Source organism: Thermogemmatispora onikobensis, from assembly GCF_001748285.1.
Lineage (GTDB): Bacteria > Chloroflexota > Ktedonobacteria > Ktedonobacterales > Ktedonobacteraceae > Thermogemmatispora > Thermogemmatispora onikobensis.
This window is the reverse complement of the sequence record NZ_BDGT01000004.1, coordinates 1-15,020: the sequence shown is the minus strand read 5'-3', so window position 1 is coordinate 15,020 and position 15,020 is coordinate 1. Positions and strand designations below refer to the sequence as shown.

Below are 15,020 nucleotides of genomic sequence, written 5' to 3'. Positions count from 1 at the left end.
CTTGTTTGGCTCTTTGGCTTTCCTCCTCTTGCTCTTCCTCTTCCTCGCTATCTTCTCTTCAGTGCTTCCAGGCTGATGGCGCTCTGCTCACCCATCTTATCGGAGCGACCGCGTGGCGAAGGGGCAAGTGCAAGCAGCGCCATAGCTGGTCGAGGTCTGCTCTACGCTGCTGTGCTGTGCTGGCTAGCTAGCTAGCTGGCTGGCGTGCCAGGCTCTCTTAGTCTCCTCCAGGTAGAAGGTCCATAGTCAGGCCGGAAGAGGAGAACGCAGAGAGAGGGGGCGGCGACCCCAGCGTAGTCAGCTGAGGTTTGCTTGCCGCCCCTGTACTCTCTTACCTGGCAGCGCTGGCTGTGGGGAGAGGGCCAACCAACCAAGACCCTCTGCCTGGCCTGCCTGCTTTACTCGTCGCTACTGAGCGATCTGGATGCTGCCATCCTGTTGCAGTTCCAGAATCGCCGGCGCGGCGCGTGTGCTGGTTATCAGGACATTATTCCACAAGCGCAGGGCGATAGGGCCGCTCACCCCATTGAAGCTCTGGTTACTGATACGCTGCACGAGCTGAGCTGGCGTCGGGAAGCTGGGAGTTGCCTGAGCCTGTCCCTGGCTGCTCTGAGCCTGTTGCCCGGACTGCTGGTTCTGGCCAAGGCTCAAAGTCACCAGCTCCACCGCATCGCCGAAGAGCAGAGCGCCCTGATCCAGAGCCGCTGCTCCACTGCAGAAGCTCCCTGGTGAAGCAAAGAGCGTGCAGAAAGCGGCGTAGAACTGCTTGGGCCAGGGACTATCTCCACTAGGGGGACGAGCAGCGCTACTGACTGTCACATAAATACGAGGCAGTGTGAACTGGTTTTGACGCACCCAGGGTACCAGCTTCTGGATAGCCGTTGGCTGGACAAACTCGCCACCGATCAGCAGAATCGGCTGCTGATCGCGCGGGAGCTGGGCAATGGCCTCAGCCAGGGTCATGACATCGTTAGAGAGCAGCGGAGCAAAAATTAAATCGGGCCGGGGCTGAGCCTGCAGAGCATCCTTGAGGCCAGCCAGCAAGTCATCGCGCGAGGCCTGGGGGCGTCCATTAGCATCGAGCAGACCACTGGCCACCGCGGTCTCCTGAGCCACGATGCGTGTATGCCGATGAGCGGTGAAGGACTGGCTAAAATAGCGGGCCGAGCTGCTGGAAGAAGGATTGCTCGGGTCATAGAAGATTGCCACATTGCGAGCGCCCAGCTCGTTGTAGGCGTAGTCGGCTCCGGCGCGACTCTGAGCCGAATCGTCCGCCGAGAAGCGAATAAAGGCGAAACCGGGAGTGCAGTGGCGATAGAGCGAGGTCTGGGAGAGCAAGTCAATGATAAAGAGGCCCGAAGCGGTCGGAGCGAGCAAAGGGACACCGGCGCGACAGAGCACTGGCAGCACCACCTCGGTCAAGCGGCTTGGCGCCAGCCCCAGTACCGCCAGGATAGGTGGACGTCCGGTTACCTGCAGGCCGAAGTCTGCGAAGTTCCCTTTGGCGTTCAGGGTCGCCACGGCATTGGCGATTTGCAGCGCGCCCTCCTCCTCGCCGGTTGTGTTCGCCAGTACCAGGTACAGCAAAGGTGCGCCAGGAACCTTCATCTGCGCGCTATTGTACTGCTCCTGGCTGATATAGGCTCCCACCAACTCCTGGGTATAGGCGGCATAGAGAATATGGCGATCGGTGCCGCCCTGGGGATCGGCTACACCGGGGCCGCTATCGAAGCTCACCACAATAATGCCATAGGGGTGGCCCGAGAGGCGCACCCGCAGGTCCTCTCGATAAATGGCAGCCTCGGCGCTGTTGCAGCCCGTCGTATCGCTGATCTCCACGGCTGCCGAGAGCAGAGCCTCGGCCTTCTTGCTATTGCCCGCCTGCATCGCCTGGGCGGCCTGGCGCTTGTCCTGGTAGCCTGCGGCGTTACAGGCATCGAAGATCTTCAGCCCATCGCTTAGCCCGATACCGTCCGGTGTTGGCAACAGATGCGTATTGGGGGGATGGTAGTAGCGGGCGTCATCCCAGCGAATCGCCAGGAACGCGGTCAGGGAGGTCAGCAACAAAATCAGGATCAAGGTCCCGAAGGCCAAAGCGCGCGGGGAGACCGGTACTAATCCACCGCGGAAAAAGCCGCTCATCTGCCACCACATCACGCGGAACGGGTCACGCACCGGGCGGCGTCGATACTTGCGATTGGCCTTGGCCTCCTGGCGGAAGAGGTCGAGCAAAACCAGACAGCCGGTGTCGCAGACGAGCAAGTGGGCCTGAACCTCGGGATAGAGCAAGGCCACATTCTGCCCGCTGTCCATCGCCTCGGCGTACTCGGGTAGTAGTTGACGGCACTGCTGGCAGTCGATCAGGCCATCGCCAGCCGAGGGAGGCGCAATACGGATTGTCTGCTCCTGTGTCTCGGAGCCGGATGGGGGAGAAGAGAAGCCTGGCGCGGTGGGTGGCTGCGAGACGGGGGGAGCCACCTGGAACGGTTCGGCGCCAGCCAGGGCTGGGGCAGCAACTGCCGCCTCATCGCCCGCCGAGGCGGCCAGAGACTCCGCCGGGGAGATGCGCCGTACCTTCTTTTTCTTGCGCTTGGGGCTACTCGCTGCCGAGGCTTCCTTGCAACGTGGGCAAGAGGCCATATGCTGTCGGGCAGCCTCGACAGCCTCCTCGGGCACGGCCTCGGGGTCCTGCTCGTACTCGGCCAGGACAGAGACAGCGAAAGCACATGCTGGCGGCAGCAATTCGTCCGTTGCCATCAGCATCCTCCAGAAAATAGGCGTTTTCTGCGAATCCTACCTGCTACAACGACCGTCAGTCAGATCAGAGTTCGCGGGCGAGGGAGCGCAGGGCCAGGGTGATTTGCTCTTCCAGCGACAGATTCTGATCCTGGGGCAGGCGAGCGATGGCCGCCTGGGCGGCAGCAGGACTGTAGCCCAAACCGACCAGGGCTTCCAATACCTCGGAGCGCCGGATACCACCGGCGGAGGTTGTGCCTGGGGCCACTGCCGGGACCTTGCCCTTCAGCTCCAGCACCAGACGACCGGCAAGCTTCTTGCCCACGCCGGGGGCGCGGGCCAACTGCTGAACATCCTCTTGGGCGATCGCGCGGTAGAAGGTGGGCGCATCGAGCACCGAGAGCAGTGCCAAAGCCACCTTGGGACCGACGCCACTGACACCGATCAACAGCTCGAACATATCGCGCTCAGCCTCCTCAGCGAAGCCGTAGAGCGCCAGGCCGTCCTCACGGACGTGCAGGTGAGTATAGAGCGAGATTTCGCTGCCGGGCGTACTGAAGCGAGTGCGTGTTGAGGCTGGCACAAAGACACGTAGCCCGAAGCCTCCCACGCGGATGATCAAATGGTCCTCGCGCTGTGCTTCAAGAATGCCATGAATGCTCGCAATCATCCCTGCCTGCCTATCTCTCCCTCTGCTGTCGTATAGGAAGTAACGCCACTGGCGTGATCTGAGTAACGGTTGCTGACTTTTTGGGGAATGATTACCATCCTCCTGATTCTGAGGGGTGGAAGTCCTCGGAAAGGAGGCTGGCTCTGATCAGGTGGGAACTATGGAGGTGACAGATGGCAATAGCTGCTGCATCTGCGGCATCATCGGGGCGAGGAACGGAGCGCAGGTTGAGCAAAATGCGCACCATCTCCCCGACCTGGGCCTTGTCTGCGCTACCGTAGCCGGTGACCGCTTGTTTCACCTGGCGTGGCGTATACTCTGCAATGGGCAGCCCGTGGTTTGCCAGGGCCAGCATGGCCACACCGCGGGCCTGGCCGACCATCATCGCCGTGCGAGCGTTTTTGGCAAAAAAAAGCTCCTCCATTGCAGCCTCCGCCGGCTGGTGAGTGCTAATGATCTCCCCCAAGCGCTCATAGATTTGCTGGAGACGTTGAGGTAAGGGCATACCGGCGGGCGTGGTGATGACATCGCAGGCGAGTAAGCTGAGCCTGTCGCCCTGGGCCGCTACGACAGCATATCCGACAATTGCCGTTCCTGGATCGATGCCCAGGGCGACCCGCCGCGGCGGAGCCTTCTGAGTCATAAGGATATGCCGCCTTCCTCGCTGTGCTTCCGGTGGGAGGACAGAGCGGCCACAAGGGTCGCTCTGATCCCTGGTTTGCCGCCATCCCCCGCCCTACTCATAGGAGGCCACCAGTTCGTCAGGAATATCGGCATTGGAATAGACGTTCTGGACGTCGTCCAGATCCTCCAGCTTCTCGACAAGCCGCATCAGCTGATGAGCAGTTCTGGCATCACGCAGCTCAACCCGAGTCTTGGGAACCATTGTGCTCTCAGCTTTCAGAATCTTGTAATCCTTCTCCTGGAGGGCCTGGCGCACCTTCTCCAGGTTGGCCGGGGTCGTGTAGACCGTCAAGACCTCGTCCTCTGCTGATGGTTCCGCGTCTTCGGCTCCCAGATCGATGGCCTCCAATGAGACCTCATCGGGGTCGTGCCCGTCGAGGGCCACCTCAATGACCCCACGCGGCTCAAAGAGCCAGGAGACGCTTCCTGTCTCGCCCAGGCTCCCGCCGTTGCGGCTGAAAGCGTTGCGAATCTCCGCGACCGTGCGGTTGCGGTTTTCGGTCATCGCCTCAATGAGGATCGCTGTCCCGCCGGGACCGTAGCCTTCGTAGGTCACTTCTTCAAGGTTGCTGCCCTCTGCGCCGCCAAGTGCCCGCTTGATGGTGCGCTCAATGTTCTCCATCGGCATGTTGGCGTCGCGTGCGCGCTGAATGGCCATGCGCAGACGCGGATTGGCAGCGGGATCTCCGCTTCCTCCTTCGCGCACAGCAACTGCGATCTCGCGCCCGAGGCGCGTGAACAGTTGTCCTCTGCGCGCATCGTTCACGCTTTTAGCTCGGCGAATCTGTGCCCATTTCGAATGGCCTGACATACCGTTGCCCCCTATTTATCGCAAATGCTCTGTATGAAGAAGGGCCGTTGCTGCCCTGCTTGCTCTATTATTCGTGAGGGAAACCACTGGCTGTATTGTAGCATGAACCAGGGGAAGGCGTCGAGGGGGCTGCTGCCAGCCAGGCAGCAATGACGCGAGCCAGTTCCTTCGGTCGCTCTTGCATCAAGGCGTGACCAGCGGCAGGAATGATCTGCAGCGTGGACCCCGCGATATGGTCGTGAAGATACTGGCTGTACTTCACAGGAGTCATCTGGTCTTCTGCGCCTACGACGATCAGGGTCGGGAGCTGGATCTCTCCCAGGCGGGCCATGCAATCGAATGTATGGCAGGCCAATAGATCGCGGTAAAGCTGAGCTGCGCCACTGGCTAGCTCTTGTTGGAAGTGGGTGCGCTGGCTCTCGCTGCTGGTTGGGACCAGACTCCAGGTGGACAGCGCCTGCAGCGCCTCAGGGGAGCCTGTTCGCGTGGCTTCCAGCAGATCGGCTCGTACGCGCAGGCGGGCGCCCGTTCCGATCAAGATCAATCCTGACAGCTCCTGACCATGCTCCAGGGCCAGGGTCAGAGCAATGGCTCCTCCCATCGAGTGCCCGGCAACGATCGGCCTCTGAAGCTGTAGTTCCTTGCTGATGATCTGCCAGGCGGCCTGGGCGTAGTCGCTCACGCTCACTTCTGCCGCTAGCGTATCCGCGCGCTGGCCGTGCCCTGGCAGGTCAATGGCAATGGCGGGATACGAGCCGAGATACTCCAGCAGAGCGCTCCAGCTGCGGGCGCTCCCTCCTGCGCCGTGGAGAAAGACAATCGGTTGATGATCCATCTCTTGGCTTGCTCCTCTTCTGTATGTTCTTCAGTGTCGTCTTCAGGGACGCTCCTTGTCTGCTTGCATCTGGCCACTGTCTTAGGCTATCCTTGCAGAGACGGCAAGAGCGCTGCTAGCTCAGCGATGCCCTCATAGGAAGCATACAACATTGAGTGTGGGGATGGCGTATTACTCTCATGAATGGTACAGATCACGAGGAGTCTGAAGGGCAGGGACAAGAGGGCCTGACCAGGGCCAGCAGACAACGTGCGCTCGGTCGGGCTGGCGAGCGTCTTGCTGCTCTTACCCTGCATCAGCGGGGCTATCATATTCACGAGCGTAACTTTCGCTGCCGGGCCGGAGAGGTCGACCTTGTCGCCAGCGATGGCGAGGAGCTGGTCTTTGTTGAGGTGAAGACCCGCCGCGGCAGCAACTGGGGCCGTCCTGAAGAGGCGCTGACGCCGCGCAAGCGACGCAAGTTAATTGAGGTAGCCTCTTACTATCTTGAGCAGCACGAGGCCTACGGGCGCCCCTGGCGCATTGATGTGGTGGCCATCCAGCTCAACCGCGTGGGCCGACTGGAAGCCGTGCGTGTCTATCGCGGCGCTGTGGAGGAAGAGACCTAGCGGCACCCTGTGCTGGATCTCCTGATAGCAGCCTGGCGCATCTGACGCGCTAACGATCAGGAGAGTAGAGAAGAAGGCCCAGCGTTCCCAGCTCACCAGACCAACTCAAGGGAAGGAGCACCAACGATGGCGGACTTTGTTGAGTCAGCAAAACATCTTGTCTCGGCAGCTGTCAGCCGTACTACCTGGGAAGCCCAGAAACAGCTGCGTATTCGGAATAAGCAGGGGGAGATTGATCAGCTGCTCAAGCAGCGTCAGCTTCTGCTGGAAGAGCTTGCCACAGCGGCTATGACCCTGTATCAGCAGGGGGCGCTGTCTCAACCACAATTAGCGCGCATCTGTGCCAGTATTCAGGAGCTGGATGCCGACTTGAGCAATCGAGAGCAACAGCTTCAGGAGATCAAAAATGAGACCTATCAGCCGGAGCAGTTTGCTCCGCAGCCCCCGCGCGACTATACGCCGCCACCGGTGACTCCCACGGCCCCGACGACGCAGCAGGCGCCGACCGTGGGAGGCGCCCCAGGAATGACTAGGGCCAGTGCTGGCGCTGGTGGCAGTGGGACCTCGCGGGCAGCGGATAAGGTCCCTTGCCCTCACTGTGGCCAACCCGTCCGGGTGCGGGCGCTCTATTGCTCTAACTGTGGGAAGAAAATCGGCTGAGGCGAAGCAGGGAGGACTGTGTTATAATAATTTGAGGCTCTCTGGAAAGGCTCAAGAGATACTTGAGCCGCGGCTATAGCAGGGGAGAAGGAAGACGGCGTGACTGGTGCTTCTCAAGACGAGGTGAGCTGTACTCTTGATGTGATCAGCCATAGTGCGGCCCAAACCCAGCGGCTGGGTATCCGCTTAGGCGAGCTGCTGCGCGGTGGCGAGCTTATCCTGCTGGCTGGCCAACTGGGAACGGGGAAGACCACCTTTACGCAAGGTCTGGCTCAGGGCCTGGGTATTACTGAGGTGGTCAGCAGCCCCACATTTACACTCCTGAAGGAGTACCGTGGCCAACCACGTGGGCGCGGAGAAGGGCAGGCAGCACACTCCAGAGGTTTGGCGCTCTATCATTTTGATCTCTATCGCCTGGAGCATCCTGAAGAGATACTCGATCTGGGCTTCGAAGATTACTTTTCTCACCCGGCAGGCGTCTGTGTAGTGGAGTGGGCTGATAAGGCCCCAACGCTCTGGTCTGGCGAGTATCTCCGCATCCGTCTGAAGTTGCTCAGCGAGACGAAGCGGGCGCTCCTCTTCGAGGCCGTCGGATCGTATTATTGTGAGCTGCTACAACAATTCCAGAAAAATACCTATGCTGCTCTTGGCAATTGATTCCTCCACGCGCCAGGCCAGTCTGGCCCTTTGCTCAGAGGAGACCCTCTACGCAGAGGAGACCTGGCTTGTCGAGAACAATCACAGCGTTGAGCTGTTGCCGGCGATCCGCCGATTACTGAGCAGCCGAAACTGGCGTCCGGCGGATCTCTCTGCCCTGGCGGTAGCTTTGGGCCCAGGCTCCTTCAATGGCGTGCGGGTAGCGGTGGCCACGGCTCGTAGCCTGGCCTTCGCTCTGGAGAAGCCGCTGGTTGGGGTGGGCACTCTGGATATCATCGCTGCTCAGCAGCGCCGCTGGTCAGGGCCGATCTGCGCTGTACTGGAGGCAGGGCGCTCCGAACTGTATGCCGCCTGCTATCTCAGTACGGAGGGCCAGGATGAGCAGGGGCGACTTACGCAGGATCTGCAGCGACTTGGTGACTATGTCCTGCTGCCTCCCCAGCAGCTCGTGGCCTATCTCAAAGAGCTGGCTGCTACGTCCCTGGCGGTGCCAGGCCGGCGCGAGCTTCCTCCTTTTCTCTTCTGTGGGGAACTGAAAGCGGCCACCTGTGCGACTCTGCGCTCCTCTCTGCCGGAGTGTGCCTTCGCTGAGCCGTTGCTGGCCACCAGAAGGGCTACTACTCTGGCTGCGCTTGCCTGGCCTCGCCTCTTGCGTGGCGAGGGCGATGATCCTTTGCGCCTGGAGCCGCTCTACTTGCGCCCTCCTGCCATTACGGCCAGCGCGCGTAAGCAACCGCTGCTGAACGCGGTGGATCAGCCGCGCTCACTACCTCAAAGCGAGACAGAGAGGGAAGAACGTGCGTTACATCATTGAACGCATGACGTTGTCAGACGTGCCTCGGGTGATTGAGATCGAGCGTCTGGCCTATCCATCGACCTGGCCTCCTAGTGCCTATCGCAAGGAACTGCAAGATAACCGCTGGGCTCACTATATTGTCCTGCGCGACAAAAAGCTTATAGAGGAGCACGTGGAGCCTTCTACCTCTGAGGCTGAGAAGCCCAGGCGCTTCTTCCCTCTGTCGCTGTTGCCGGGCCGCTCGTCGACGGCGACATCCTCGCCGCAGCTTGCCTCTATCATTGGCTTTGCCGGGCTATGGCTCATGGTCGACGAGGCGCATATCACTACGATTGCCTTGCATCCTGACTATCGTCGTCAGGGACTCGGAGAGTTCTTGCTCGTCAGCCTGATCGATATTGCTTATACTATCGGCGCCAGATGGGTCACGCTTGAGGTCCGTGTCTCCAACTACGTTGCGCAAAATCTCTATCGTAAGTACGGCTTCCGCGAGGCTGGCCTGCGCCACCGCTACTATAGCGATAATCAAGAGGATGCCCTGATCATGTGGACCGACGAGATCCACAGCCCAGCCTATCGCCAGAAGTTTCAGGAGCAGAAGGCTGCATTGCTGCGGAAGCTGGAAGCTCAGGGCTAAGAGAAGAGTGCTCTGCCCCCATCCAACCGGTCTAGCCTCCGACAATGGCTGCTGCTCCTATCCTGGTGGGTGTGGGCTGGTGATGATAGGGAGAGAGCAGGAGCCGGTGGCCTCGGGCGTCTAGTGTCCCTCAACCGCTTTTGGCCAGCTTGCTCCCGCCGTGCTGCTGGACAGGGGAACGGGGCGCCCGATGTTAGTCAGTGAGAGGTCCCTTCCAGCTATGCAGCTTTGAGAGAGAGGGGGTGAACTATGCTCGTTCTGGGAATCGAAAGCTCTTGTGATGAGACTGGGGCGGCCATTATCAAAGATGGCCGCTACGTACTGGCTAATGTGGTTGCCTCGCAGACAGAGATTCATGAGCGCTACGGGGGAGTGGTGCCCGAGGTCGCCTCGCGACAGCAGCTGGCTGCTGTCTTGCCGGTCATCGAGACCGCTCTCCAGGAGGCTCACTGTTGCTGGGAAGATATCGATGCTGTAGCTGCTACCTATGGTCCCGGCCTGGCCGGCTCGCTGCTCGTTGGCCTAACGGTAGGTAAGACCCTGGCCCTGGCCCGTGAATTGCCCTTTCTGGGGGTCAACCATCTGGAGGCCCATATCTACGCCAACTGGCTGCGCCAGGCGTCAGACACTGACCTCCAGACTGACGCGAGCGAGACGGAAGGCGCCTATCTGCCTGGTGATCCGCTCTTCCCCCTGATCTGTCTGGTTGTTTCCGGCGCTCATAGCGAGCTGGTTCTCATGCGCGACCATACCGACTATCTCCTGCTGGGGCGGACGCGCGATGATGCAGCGGGAGAAGCCTTTGATAAGGTGGCGCGCATCCTGGGACTTGGCTACCCCGGTGGTCCAGCCATTCAGCAGGCCGCGCGCCTGGCGGAAGAGGAGCTCCGTCAGCAGCGCCTGCCGGTGCGCAATCCTTATCGGCTGCCGCGGGCCTGGCTGCGAGGAACCTATGACTTCAGCTTCAGCGGGCTGAAAACCGCCATGCTTCACCTGGCTGAAGGACTGGTGGCGGATCAACAGCCTGATCGTCCGCTGCCCAGTGGAGGGCGCCAGGTGAGTCGCTACACTACGATGGGTAGCGAAGCCGCCAGACGGGGGCAAGTCCATATTGGCCTGCTGGCGGCAGGCTTCCAGGAAGCCATCGTCGACGTCTTGGCAGTCAAGACGCGCATGGCGGCCCAGGAGTATCACGTACGGCAGGTTCTGCTGGCCGGTGGCGTGGCGGCCAATGTTGCCTTGCGCGCACGTCTGGAGGAAGAGCTAACGCCGCTGGGGGTCCGGCTGCAGTATCCGCCGATCGAATTTTGTACGGACAATGCGGCAATGGTAGCTGCTGCGGCCTTCTTCCATCTCCTGCGCGGCGAGCGGCATGATCTTGATCTGGACGTAGAGCCGAACTTAAGCCTGCCCTTTCGACAGGCGTAGGGGAGAGCAGAGGGACGGGAGCAGACGAGCGTGGAGCGGGAGCGGTCAACAGGCTCTGTTCAAAGGGTCGTCCCACGCTCACATGTCCGATGAGCGAGCGGTATGAAACAGGCTGTGTCGCCTGTGGCTGCCGTTCTGTTTGTATTGAGGAGAGAACTATGGCCAAGAATCACGCGGGGCATCCGGCAACCTATGCTCTTGGCATCGACCTGGGGGGCACCAAGACGCTGGCGGCAGTCATCGATGTCTCTACTGGCGCAGTGATCGCCTCAGCGCGCAAGCGTACAAAAGCGGAACGAGGGCAAGACTTCGTCGCCCGCCGGGTGGTGGAGGTAGCCCACGCCGCTCTCGAGGCCGCTGATCTGCGCAACGGGCGCGAGCTGCTCGCGGTAGGCATCGGCGCCGCTGGCCAGATTGATCGTCAGGCCGGCGTGATTCTGGAGGCGCCCAATCTCGGCGTGCGCGATATGCCAGTGGCGGCCCTGCTCAGCGCCGAATTTGAGCGTCCGGTGGCTGTTGGCAATGATGTGGAGGTCGCTGCTCTTGGCGAGTATCTCCACGGGGCTGGACGCACCTACAAGAACTTTGTCTGCGTCTTTATCGGCACCGGCATTGGGGCGGGGATTCTTCAAAACGGGCGGCTCTATACGGGTCTCTCCGGCACCGCTGGCGAGATTGGCCATATCACGGTGGAGGCCAGCGGACGCATCTGTAGCTGTGGCGCGCGTGGCTGCCTGGAGGCCTACGCCTCACGCACAGCCATCACGCGGGCTATTCTGGCTGAGATCCATCATGGCCGCAAATCCGTACTGGCCGACGAGGCCCTGCTCCAGCTCAAAGGAGGCGAAACTATCATCCGCTCGGGATTGCTGGCCAGCGCGATCCAGCAAAACGATGAGCTGGTGATCGAAGTTGTCAGCGAGGCCGCGGACTACCTGGGGTATGGCCTGGCTTCGATCATCAATTTTTACAATCCCGAGGCCATTATCCTGGGAGGAGGCGTCATCGAGGCCGTTGACCTGCTCTTTGAGCGTGCCGTGCGGCGTGCGCGCACCGTGGCGCTGTCCCTTCCTGCCCGCCAGACGCCCATCGTACGTACCCGCTTGGGCGACTTCTCGGGTGTCGTGGGGGCCGCCTGCCTGGCGGCGGAAGTGGCGGGCTACCGTCTCCGTGAGAGCGGAGAGCCGGCGGTGGAGGAATAAGGATCAGCCAGGCGGAGCGTCTCCTCCTCCGCCTGGCTGGTCTGGTACTGGAGAGAAGAGGAAACTCTCCCCATCCATGTTGTTGGATCGTAGAACGAACGCTTTTCCCCTGCTGACTGGCTTGCTCTCTTTCCTGCTCCCTGGCTGGGCCTCCTGCTGTCCAGGCAGAGCGGCGGGCTATTCTCTCTCCTGCGGCGATGGCTTACTGCTGGACGGGGGAGAGGTCCGCAGGCTCCTCCAGCTTAGCAAAGAGTGGCTGAGGTGGCGGAAGCCGCCTACCGGCGGGTACCGTCTCAAGCTGCCAGCGGGAGCTGCTGACATCGCCCTCGAAGCCGAGGTAGCCATGCAGCTTCTGCGAAGAGAAGGGCAGGTAAGGATAGAGTAACAAGCGCAGACCGCTCAGCACCTGCAGCATCACGTAGAGCGTTGTTCCGGCGGCCTCGCGGTCCTCCTTGATGCGCTTCCAGGGCGCCTGCTCATCGAGGTAGCGGTTAGCCACATGGGCCACGGCCATCGCTGCCTGTAGCCCATCCTTAAAGCGGCAGCGGCTGATCAGCTCGCCGACCCGCTGAAAGCCCTTCTCGACCTCCCTCAGCATTGCCTCATCAGCGGCGCTCAGTACCCCGGGGGTAGGAACTGTCCCGCCAAAGCGGCTCTGGACAAAGGTCAGAGTGCGATGGACAGCGTTGCCATAGGTGGCGACCAGTTCATCGTTGTTGCGTCGTACCAGTTCCTCGAAGGTAAAATCGGTGTCACGTCCTTCGGGGGCGGTGGCCGACAGGTAGTAGCGTAGAGGATCAGCCCCATAGAGGTCGAGCACATCCTTGGTCCAGACCACATTGCCCCGGCTGCTCGATGCTTTGCTGCCGCGCATCGTCATGAACTCGTTGGCCGGAACATCGTAGGGTAGATTGCGGTTGCCATAGCCCATCAGCATGGCTGGCCAGATAATCGTGTGGAAGGGAATATTGTCCTTACCAATAAAGTAGTAGGCTTTCACTGGAGGATCGGCCAGGCCGGGAATCCACCACTGCTTCCAGGCATCGGGGTCGCCGCTGCGCTGTGCCCACTCCACAGTAGCTGAGAAGTAGCCAATCACCGCGTCGAACCAGACATAGATGCGCTTTTCATCGTAGCCCTCCAGAGGAATGGGCACCCCCCAATCAAGATCGCGCGTGATCGCGCGCGGGCGCAGCCCCTCCTTCAGCCAGTTCATCGTGAAGGCGTAGACGTTGGGGCGCCAATGCTCCTTGTCCTCAGAGAGCCACTGCAGAATCGGCTCCTGAAGCTTGGGTAGATCAAGAAAGAAATGCTCGGTATCGCGGATCTCCAGCGGCTGCTCTCTGCTGCCACAGAGACGGCAATGGGGCTGGATCAGGTCAACGGGATCAAGTACTCGCCCGCAATTGTCGCACTGGTCGCCGCGCGCCTGGGGATAGCCACAATGGGGACAGGTCCCCTCAACATAGCGATCGGGCAGAAAGCGGCGATCTGTTGGGCAGTAGGGCGACTGCATGGTATCTTTATAGACATAGCCCTTCTGATAGAGCGTCAGAAAGAAATCCTGCGTAATGCGATAATGATTCTCCGTGCCCGTTTCCGTATAGAGATCCCAGGAGATACCCAAACGCTCCCAGACCTCACAGATCTGGCGATGGTAGTAGGAGACAAATTCGCGCGGCGGGATGCCCTGACGCTCGGCTTCGACCAGAATCGGCGTGCCATGCTCATCGCTGCCTGAAATCATTAACACATGGTTGCCGGCCAGGCGATGGTAGCGCGCAAAGGTATCGGCGGGCAGATAAGCGCCGGCGATCTGCCCCACGTGGGTCGACGTTTTGGCGTAGGGCCAGGCCACGCAGACCAGAATATACTCAGCCATAGAAGACGACTCCCTTGCTTGCTGATGGAGGTCAGCTGTTGTGTCCCCTTTTTGAATTGCTTGCTTGTTGCTTGTATACTTGGTAGCTTGGTTGCTGGTGCTGTTGATAGCCGTGTCTCTCAAAGAGACGCTAACAGATGATGAAGTGAAGAGACCACCAGGCGGATTGAGCCTCATTATAGCATAGAGTGAGAGAGGAACAAGACCCTGTGCGGCGGGGGCCGGACCTGCTTGCCTGCCTATCTGCCTGCCACCCCGCTGGGCCACCTGGCGCTCTCCCGCGGGCTGGGTTGCGCCAGGCTGGCGCGGGATCGGTCACATGCCGATATAGCGAGCGTAGAGTGAGCGGGCAACTTGTTCGTTGTCGGTGCCTTTGATGATCGCGCGCCCGTCGGAAAACACCGTCATCTCGTAGCCATCGATCGTGAAGCGCAGCAAGTAGGCATTGTGCTGGACAGGAGCGAGTGCCTCTAGACGCTGGGCCAGAGCTGTCAGATCGACAGAAGCTTCACGGCGACTGCTGCGTACCTGGACGGCATTGCGCCCACAGAGGGCGGTTGTCCTGCTCTGGATGGAGGCGTTTAAGAAATCGAAGCGCCCGAGGGCACAGGCTGGGCAATCGTTCTGACGAGGCAGCTCCAGACGCTCAAAAGTATTTTCCCAGAGATCGGCCACCAGCAAGGCCCGGCTGATCAGAGGACTCTGAAGGAGGATCTTGAGGGCCTCGGTCGCAGCAATGCCACTAATCATACTCACGATCCCATTGAGCACTCCGGCGGTGTCGCAGGTTGGTGTACTGCCAGGAGGGGGCATCTCGGGAAAGACGCAGCGCAAACAGGCGGTCTCGCCTGGGAGAATGTTCATCGTCACCCCGTGGGCAGCAATCACTCCGCTGTAGATCCAGGGCCGTTGATGCTTCACACAGGCATCGTTGAGCAGATAGCGCGTCTCGAAGTTATCGGTAGCATCCAGCACCAGATCGACGCGCTGGACCAGCGACTCGACCTCCTCGATATCGAGGTCGGCAACCAGAGCTTCGACCCTGACTTCGCTGTTGATGCGTTCCAGCTTCCTGGCTGCGGCCACCGCCTTGGGTAGATGAGCCTGGACGTCGTCTTCGTCAAAGAGAATCTGGCGTTGTAGATTGCTCAGCTCAACGTAATCGCGGTCGACGATGATCACCTGGCCGATACCAGCGCGGCAGAGGTGGTTGGCGAGCATCGTGCCGAGCGCTCCGCAGCCGACAATGGCCACGGAGGAAGCAAGCAGGCGTTCCTGACCCTGGCGGCCAATAGGACCGAAGAGAGTCTGTCGCGAGTAGCGCTCGAAAGCTACCATCAGAAGAGGCCTCCCCAGAACGGGGCATCCTATAGCTGCCCGACAGCGCCAGGCCGAGCAGGCCGGGCCGCCGGCA

The 15,020-nt window shown here is 60.7% G+C and carries 14 protein-coding genes; 7 read left to right on the top strand and 7 right to left on the bottom strand.

What is annotated here, in order from left to right; genetic code table 11:
- Positions 1–408: 408 nt before the first annotated feature.
- From BGC09_RS02765 to BGC09_RS02745, 5 genes are all read right to left on the bottom strand, one after another.
- Entirely contained in the window at positions 409–2,757 is a 2,349-nt protein-coding gene (locus BGC09_RS02765; RefSeq protein ID WP_069801881.1) for an ABC transporter substrate-binding protein, read from the bottom strand.
- A gap of 64 nt (positions 2,758–2,821) precedes the next feature.
- The gene (gene ruvA, locus BGC09_RS02760) at positions 2,822–3,406 is read right to left on the bottom strand and encodes a Holliday junction branch migration protein RuvA (RefSeq protein WP_069801879.1); all 585 of its coding nucleotides are present in this window, start codon (positions 3,404–3,406) and stop codon (positions 2,822–2,824) included.
- A 91-nt stretch (positions 3,407–3,497) separates the two neighbouring features.
- Complete coding sequence (ruvC, locus tag BGC09_RS02755; protein ID WP_069801877.1) at positions 3,498–4,049, bottom strand: crossover junction endodeoxyribonuclease RuvC; 552 nt, start codon at positions 4,047–4,049, stop codon at positions 3,498–3,500.
- A gap of 93 nt (positions 4,050–4,142) precedes the next feature.
- A complete protein-coding gene (locus tag BGC09_RS02750; protein ID WP_069801875.1) occupies positions 4,143–4,901 on the bottom strand; it encodes a YebC/PmpR family DNA-binding transcriptional regulator in 759 nt (252 codons plus the stop codon).
- Positions 4,902–4,968: 67 nt separating this feature from the next.
- Positions 4,969–5,736, bottom strand: a complete 768-nt coding sequence (locus BGC09_RS02745; RefSeq protein WP_069801873.1) for an alpha/beta fold hydrolase — start codon at positions 5,734–5,736, stop codon at positions 4,969–4,971.
- A gap of 179 nt (positions 5,737–5,915) precedes the next feature.
- Here BGC09_RS02745 and BGC09_RS02740 point away from each other — a divergent pair, with 179 nt between their 5' ends.
- The 7 genes from BGC09_RS02740 (at position 5,916) to BGC09_RS02710 (ending at position 11,724) form a co-directional block, all read left to right on the top strand.
- On the top strand, positions 5,916–6,344 hold the full coding sequence (locus BGC09_RS02740) for a YraN family protein (protein WP_069801871.1): 429 nt from the start codon (positions 5,916–5,918) through the stop codon (positions 6,342–6,344).
- 126 nt (positions 6,345–6,470) lie between these two features.
- Entirely contained in the window at positions 6,471–7,004 is a 534-nt protein-coding gene (locus BGC09_RS02735; protein WP_069801868.1) for a zinc ribbon domain-containing protein, read from the top strand.
- Positions 7,005–7,103: 99 nt separating this feature from the next.
- The gene (tsaE, locus tag BGC09_RS02730; protein ID WP_218103940.1) at positions 7,104–7,661 is read left to right on the top strand and encodes a tRNA (adenosine(37)-N6)-threonylcarbamoyltransferase complex ATPase subunit type 1 TsaE; all 558 of its coding nucleotides are present in this window, start codon (positions 7,104–7,106) and stop codon (positions 7,659–7,661) included.
- Positions 7,642–8,475 carry a tRNA (adenosine(37)-N6)-threonylcarbamoyltransferase complex dimerization subunit type 1 TsaB gene (gene tsaB, locus BGC09_RS02725; protein WP_069801867.1) on the top strand — a complete coding sequence of 278 codons (834 nt, stop codon included), beginning with the start codon at positions 7,642–7,644 and terminating at the stop codon, positions 8,473–8,475. Before tsaE ends, tsaB begins: the two co-directional genes overlap by 20 nt.
- Positions 8,459–9,094, top strand: a complete 636-nt coding sequence (gene rimI, locus BGC09_RS02720) for a ribosomal protein S18-alanine N-acetyltransferase (RefSeq protein ID WP_218103939.1) — start codon at positions 8,459–8,461, stop codon at positions 9,092–9,094. Before tsaB ends, rimI begins: the two co-directional genes overlap by 17 nt.
- 249 nt (positions 9,095–9,343) lie before the next feature.
- Positions 9,344–10,522, top strand: a complete 1,179-nt coding sequence (locus BGC09_RS02715; protein ID WP_069801865.1) for a tRNA (adenosine(37)-N6)-threonylcarbamoyltransferase complex transferase subunit TsaD — start codon at positions 9,344–9,346, stop codon at positions 10,520–10,522.
- Between the two features lie 158 nt (positions 10,523–10,680).
- Entirely contained in the window at positions 10,681–11,724 is a 1,044-nt protein-coding gene (locus BGC09_RS02710) for an ROK family protein (RefSeq protein WP_069801863.1), read from the top strand.
- A 202-nt stretch (positions 11,725–11,926) separates the two neighbouring features.
- Here BGC09_RS02710 and metG read toward each other — a convergent pair whose 3' ends face one another.
- On the bottom strand, positions 11,927–13,783 hold the full coding sequence (gene metG, locus BGC09_RS02705) for a methionine--tRNA ligase (protein ID WP_141727604.1): 1,857 nt from the start codon (positions 13,781–13,783) through the stop codon (positions 11,927–11,929).
- Positions 13,784–13,921: 138 nt separating this feature from the next.
- Positions 13,922–14,944 (bottom strand): ThiF family adenylyltransferase, encoded by a 1,023-nt coding sequence (locus BGC09_RS02700; RefSeq protein WP_069801859.1) that lies wholly within the window; start codon positions 14,942–14,944, stop codon positions 13,922–13,924.
- Between the last annotated feature and the right edge of the window lie 76 nt (positions 14,945–15,020).

Bases quoted from the DNA above. Each gene is read 5' to 3' on its own strand.
- BGC09_RS02765 (WP_069801881.1), bottom strand. From the start codon at position 2,757: ATGGCAACGGACGAATTGCTGCCGCCAGCATGTGCTTTCGCTGTCTCT.
- BGC09_RS02740 (WP_069801871.1), top strand. From the start codon at position 5,916: ATGAATGGTACAGATCACGAGGAGTCTGAAGGGCAGGGACAAGAGGGC.
- ruvA (WP_069801879.1), bottom strand. From the start codon at position 3,406: ATGATTGCGAGCATTCATGGCATTCTTGAAGCACAGCGCGAGGACCAT.
- BGC09_RS02700 (WP_069801859.1), bottom strand. From the start codon at position 14,944: ATGGTAGCTTTCGAGCGCTACTCGCGACAGACTCTCTTCGGTCCTATT.
- tsaB (WP_069801867.1), top strand. From the start codon at position 7,642: ATGCTGCTCTTGGCAATTGATTCCTCCACGCGCCAGGCCAGTCTGGCC.
- BGC09_RS02715 (WP_069801865.1), top strand. From the start codon at position 9,344: ATGCTCGTTCTGGGAATCGAAAGCTCTTGTGATGAGACTGGGGCGGCC.
- BGC09_RS02735 (WP_069801868.1), top strand. From the start codon at position 6,471: ATGGCGGACTTTGTTGAGTCAGCAAAACATCTTGTCTCGGCAGCTGTC.
- BGC09_RS02750 (WP_069801875.1), bottom strand. From the start codon at position 4,901: ATGTCAGGCCATTCGAAATGGGCACAGATTCGCCGAGCTAAAAGCGTG.
- BGC09_RS02710 (WP_069801863.1), top strand. From the start codon at position 10,681: ATGGCCAAGAATCACGCGGGGCATCCGGCAACCTATGCTCTTGGCATC.
- BGC09_RS02745 (WP_069801873.1), bottom strand. From the start codon at position 5,736: ATGGATCATCAACCGATTGTCTTTCTCCACGGCGCAGGAGGGAGCGCC.
- metG (WP_141727604.1), bottom strand. From the start codon at position 13,783: ATGAGGCTCAATCCGCCTGGTGGTCTCTTCACTTCATCATCTGTTAGC.
- ruvC (WP_069801877.1), bottom strand. From the start codon at position 4,049: ATGACTCAGAAGGCTCCGCCGCGGCGGGTCGCCCTGGGCATCGATCCA.